Raw genomic sequence first — 4,115 nt, 5'->3', positions numbered from 1 at the left:
CACACCACCACCGGCCCCACACCACCACCACCCAACGACACCGGCGACCACACCACCTCCAACAACCCACCCGCAGTGCGAGAGGCGGCGACCGACAACGCATCTGCCGAGACGGGGCGAACGACCAACTCGCGCACCGACAACACCGGCAACCCCGCACCGTCAGCCAACTCCACCGACACCGCCCCAGCACCCACCGGCGCTATCCGCACCCGCAACCGAGACGCCCCCGCAGCATGCAAACACACCCCCTGCCACGAAAACGGCAACATCGTCTGCTGCTGATCGTCGGCTAATCCCATCGCGTGCAACGCCGCATCGACGAGTATCGGATGTATACCGAAACTGCCATCTCCCGCTCCGGCGACCTCCGGAACGGCGACTTCGGCGAACACCACAGAACCCAGCCGCCACATCGCCTGCAAACCCCGAAACGCCGGACCATAGTCGTAACCCAGTGCGGCCAGCCGCTCATAGGGGTCGGCCACATCCACCGCCGTCGCCCCCACCGGCGGCCACACCGACAAATCCGCGGCCGGCTCAGGCAATCCCGCCCTCATCGAACCCTGCGCCTGCAACAGCCACTGGGAATTGGGGCCCGCGCCTTGCGAATACACGCGCACTTCCCGAGACCCCGACTCATCCGGCGCGTCGACAACGACCTGGATCTGCACCCCGCCGACCGGTGGCAATATCAGCGGAGCCAACAGTGTCAGCTCCTCCACCACCGAACAGCCGACCTCATCGCCCGCCCGCAGGGCCAACTCCACAACGCCGGCGCCCGGGAACAGCAGCACGCCGTCGACTACGTGATCAGCCACCCACGGGTGAGCTGCCACCGACAACCGGCCGGTAAGCACCACCCCACCCGAATCCGGCCGCTCCACCACCGCGCTCAACAACGGATGATCGGCCCGCGTCAAGCCGGCCGCGCTGACATCGGCGGCTCCCGCCGACCCATAGGGCATCCAAAACCGCTGCCGCTGAAAGGCATACGTCGGCAAGTCGACCCGTCGGCCGCCGCCGAGCGCCGCAAGCCAGTCGACCTCTACACCGCTGGTGAACAACTTGCCCAGCGCGACCAGCAACGACTCGGCTTCCGCGCGACGTTTGGCCAGCGTCACCGCCGACACTGCCTGATCAACGGTCAATGACTGCTCCACCGCGGCAGTCAGGCCACCATCGGGGCCCACCTCCAGGAAAACCTCGGCCCCCGACGACTCAGCCGCCCGTACGCCGTCGGCAAAGCGCACCGGCTGGCGTACATGCTCTACCCAGTACTGCGACGATCCGTACCCGGGACCGGCCAATTCCCCAGTCAGGTTCGATACCAATCCAATTCGCGGTGGGGCGGGCGAAACGCCTTCCAACAGGCTGGTGAAGTCGTCGAGCATCGGCTCCATCAATACCGAATGAAAGGCATGCGAGACCGCCAGCCGATGCACCCGCCTACCCCGCTGTGCCAGTTGCTCCGCCACCGCGTTCACCGGCACGTCGGCGCCCGAAATGACTACCGCGTTAGGGCCGTTGACAGCAGCGATACTGACCCCCTCGGTGAGCAGTGGCGCCACTTCCTGCTCGCTTGCGGCTACGGCGATCATCACCCCGCCAGGGGGCAACGCCGCCATCAATCGACCTCGGCCGGCCACGACTTTGGCCGCATCCGAAAGCGACAACACGCCTGCGACGTGGGCCGCGGCGATCTCGCCGACGGAATGACCGGTCACCACGTCGGGCACCACACCCCAGTCCTGCAGCAACGCCGCCAACGCCACCTCGAGGGCGAACAACGCCGGCTGCGCGAACTCAGTGCTTTCCAACAGTGTGGCGTCGCTGCCCCACATCACTTGCCGCAGCGGCAGGCGCAGATGCGGATCCAATGCCGCGGCCGCCTCGTCAAAAGCCTTGGCGAACATCGGAAAGCGGTCATACAGCTGCTGGCCCATGCCCAGCCGCTGCGAACCCTGCCCGGGAAATACGAATGCGGTCTTGACCGCCGAGCGGGCCCGGCCCGCTACCGCGCTGGAATCCGGCTCACCGGCGGCCAGCCAGGCCAGCTCCGTCATCAGCTGCTCGCGATCGGCGCCCACCACGACGGCCCGATGCTCGAACACCGACCGCGTCGTCACCAACGACCAAGCCACATCGACCGGATCCAGGTCCGCATCGGCGGACACATGTGCAAGCAACCGCCTGGCCTGATCGGTCAGTGCTTGGGCCGAGCGGGCCGACAATATCCACGCCGTCAGCGTGTCGTCGCTAACGCGCTCGGCCCCAGTGCTTTCCAGACTTTCCGGCGCGGGAGCCGGGGGCTGCTCCAAAATCACATGAGCGTTCGTTCCGCTGATGCCGAATGACGACACCCCGGCCCGCCGCGGGCCGTCCTCCTTCGGCCAGGGTCGCGACTCCGTCAACAGCGACACCGCCCCCGCGGTCCAATCCACGTGCGGCGTAGGCACATCCACGTGCAGCGTCTGCGGCAGCACCCCATGGTGCATCGCCTGCACCATCTTGATCACCCCGGCGACTCCTGCCGCCGCCGAGGTATGGCCGATGTTGGACTTGATGGATCCCAACCACAACGGCCGGTCCGCCGGCCGGTCCTGGCCGTAGGTCGCTAGCAGGGCCTGTGCCTCAATGGGATCCCCCAATGTGGTACCCGTACCGTGGCCCTCGACCAGATCGACATCCGCTGCCGTCAGCCCGGCGCTGCTCAGCGCCGCCCGGATAACCCGTTGCTGCGACGGCCCATTTGGTGCGGTCAGCCCATTGGAGGCACCGTCCTGGTTCACCGCTGTACCCCGCACCAGTGCCAACACCGGGTGGCCCAATCGTCGCGCATCGGCCAACCGCTCCACCGCCAGCACTCCCGCGCCTTCCGACCATGCGGTCCCGTCAGCGCCACCGGCATACACCTTGCACCGACCGTCCGCCGCCAGCGCACGCTGCCGACTGAACTCGACAAATGCGGCGGGAGTGGCCATTACCGTCACGCCACCGACCAATGCCAGATCGCACTCTCCCGAGCGCAACGATTGCGCCGCCAAATGCAACGCCACCAACGACGACGAACACGCGGTATCCACCGATACCGCGGGGCCTTCCAAGCCGAGCACGTAGGACACGCGCCCCGAGGCGACGCTCAATGTGGAGCCGGTCAGTGAGTAGCCCTCCAGTGCGCCATTCACCTCGCCCCCATAGCCGGCATGGATCACGCCGGCGAATACGCCCGTTGCCGAACCCCGCAAACCCAACGGGTCAATGCCCGCCCGTTCCAGTGCTTCCCACGACAACTCCAGCATCAACCGCTGCTGCGGATCCATCGCCAGCGCCTCGCTGGGCCCCACGCCGAAAAATCCCGCGTCGAAGTCGCCGGCATCCGACAGAAATGACCCTTGACGCACGTACATCTTGCCTGGCGCATCGGGATTCGGGTCGAATAGCTCTGCCACGTCCCAACCCCGGTCGGCGGGAAAGTCCGACACCGCATCGCGTCCCTCGACCACCATCTGCCATAAGGCCTCCGGCGAATCCGCTCCACCGGGATACCGGCACGCCATCCCCACCACCGCAACCGGCTCGGACTGCTTGGCTTCCAATTCCGACAGACGCCGGCGGGTGCGCCGCAGATCGGCGGTGAGGCGCTTCAGATAATCGACATGCTTGGTGGTGCCCGACACTATTACTCCTTGGCTTTGTCGGTCTTCACGAGCCGAGTTCTTCGTCCAGGATTGCGAAGAGCTGGCTTTCGGTCGCATTGGTGATGTCATCGATGTCACCGTCCGGTCCCTGTGCGTCGTACGGCTCGAGGCGGTCGGTGAGCGTCGTGAGCAACGTTTGAATGCGGGCGGTGAGGTGCGTGGTGTCTTCTGGTTTCCAGTCGGGCCGGCTGAGCAGTGTTTGTAGTTCGCGGGTGATGTCGTTGAACCGGGTCATCAGGTCCGGCTGCTGGTCGGCGACGGTGACCGTCAGCCGGGGCTCGAGGTGTTGGGCGAGGGCGCTGGGGGTGGGGTAGTCGAATATGAGGGTGGGTGAAAGGGTGAGTCCGGTGGCGTTTTTGAGCCGGTTGCGTAGTTCGACGGCGGTCAGGGAGTCGAAGCCGAGATCCTGAAACA

At 66.2% G+C, this 4,115-nt stretch carries 1 protein-coding gene and 1 pseudogene; both read right to left on the bottom strand.

Translation table 11 applies throughout. The features are described from left to right. Window positions 1–3,680 (bottom strand): type I polyketide synthase (locus tag A5791_RS06205; RefSeq protein ID WP_156661035.1); only part of this gene is annotated, 3,680 nt, incomplete at its 3' end. A gap of 289 nt (window positions 3,681–3,969) precedes the next feature. After that, a pseudogene (locus A5791_RS27640) lies at window positions 3,970–4,115 on the bottom strand (acyl carrier protein); the annotation flags it as partial.

The sequence above is a fragment of the Mycobacterium sp. 852002-51163_SCH5372311 genome, from assembly GCF_001667115.1.
Lineage (GTDB): Bacteria > Actinomycetota > Actinomycetes > Mycobacteriales > Mycobacteriaceae > Mycobacterium.
This window is presented reverse-complemented; position numbering and strand designations above follow the sequence as displayed.